Origin of the sequence: Nonomuraea sp. NPDC003804 (assembly GCF_040610675.1) — a bacterium.
Taxonomy (GTDB): Bacteria; Actinomycetota; Actinomycetes; order Streptosporangiales; family Streptosporangiaceae; genus Nonomuraea.
The window spans coordinates 1-1,345 of record NZ_JBEXMT010000107.1; the positions used below are offsets into that span (position 1 = coordinate 1).

General features: G+C 59.4%; 2 protein-coding genes. Both read right to left on the reverse strand.

Going from position 1 to position 1,345, the window contains the following annotated elements:
- Positions 1–116: 116 nt before the first annotated feature.
- Positions 117–1,124, reverse strand: a complete 1,008-nt coding sequence (locus ABZX22_RS45100; RefSeq protein WP_049396245.1) for a hypothetical protein — start codon at positions 1,122–1,124, stop codon at positions 117–119.
- On the reverse strand, positions 1,125–1,345 hold a 221-nt coding region (locus ABZX22_RS45105), incomplete at its 5' end, for a hypothetical protein (RefSeq protein WP_354923505.1).

Consider the following 1,345-nt stretch of genomic DNA (forward strand, 5'->3'; position numbering starts at 1 on the left):
GGATCAAGTACACCTGGTAAGGGGTAGAGCCGGCTGCTGGCCGGCGTACCCTCGCCACATCTCTCACACCCGCCGGAATGATCCGGCGGGTGTTTTGTTATGTGCTGCGAGCAAGATCAGCCGCGCGGCTGGCAATTGGACGTGCGATGACCTTCTGCAATCACACGGACAGACTCAAGACAGTTATCCAGACTGTCAAAATTCACGTTCACTTGAAGACCAGGGAGCATCCAGCTCGCGCTGCCAAATGTCTGTTCATCGTGCCAACGACTGGCCCTTTGGCCAATGCGCTCTTCGAGAATGGACGGCGGATCATCGAACTGAAGACCGAATGGCAGCGACCCAGCCCAGGCTCTTGAGTTTCCCAATCGATCGCGGATGAAACTGATACCCGTGCATACCGGATGGCCACCGGGCGTGCCCCGCTTGCTGTCGAAGTAAAGGATGAAGCCATGCTCGTCGGCTCTATCGACGACCTCCCTGCTCGACTCCGCCATCAGACTCGCAAGACCAAACTCCCGGAACACTGCCCGGAAATCAGCATCCTCGGTCGATCTGCCGAGGACAGCGAGCACCTGCTCCGCTGAAGGGTACTCGCACGTTGCCGGTGCGCAAGCCAACGGACGCATGGGAATTCCCAAGCTGATATCAAAGATCCCACACGCTCCTGCCTGCTTGATGCATCCAGCCTGATACGTCAGACGAATGCGGTAGTCAGGCAACCACCACGCGTCACGCCTGCCGGCGTGCAAGCTATCCCCAAAGCCCGCCGTGGCGAGCCTTTCGCGAGCGGTCGTCCTGTCGTCCTCCCATTGCAGGCCAAACGGCAGATCGCCTTCGTACCTGCGCATGACATCCGGAATGCCGGCTGTCACCGCAACGTTGGTGAAGATCAGCTCACCGCTCTTGCCGTGCGAAGCAACGGATCGCCCGTTCCAGTAGTTGCGCTCGCTGAAAGAGAACAGCATGCCCCGCGCGCTCACACGCAGAATCGCCTCGTAAGGGCATTTTGCAGGACGGGCCAGCTCTGGCCTTCGCCTGACGCCAAGCGATTGCAGCATCGTTGAGACGGCTGGGTCAGTGGCGCTTCTGCCAAACAGCGCCGTTATCACCTGTAGGTCCATTCATTCCTCTGGTGGAAGCCCCAGGCTGACGCAACGGATTGCCCTTTCACCGTCGTAGTCGACAGCCAGCTCCAGCTTTCCGAGCATCCATGCGTCGACATTACCAGACAGACCAAACACCATTGGCGCCCCCAGATCGGCTGATACGTCCGACCTGATCTGGTCCCTGGACTTCAGGAAGTTCTGGCGGAAAGGCATCGGCCCTTCATTCTGGGTGCCGG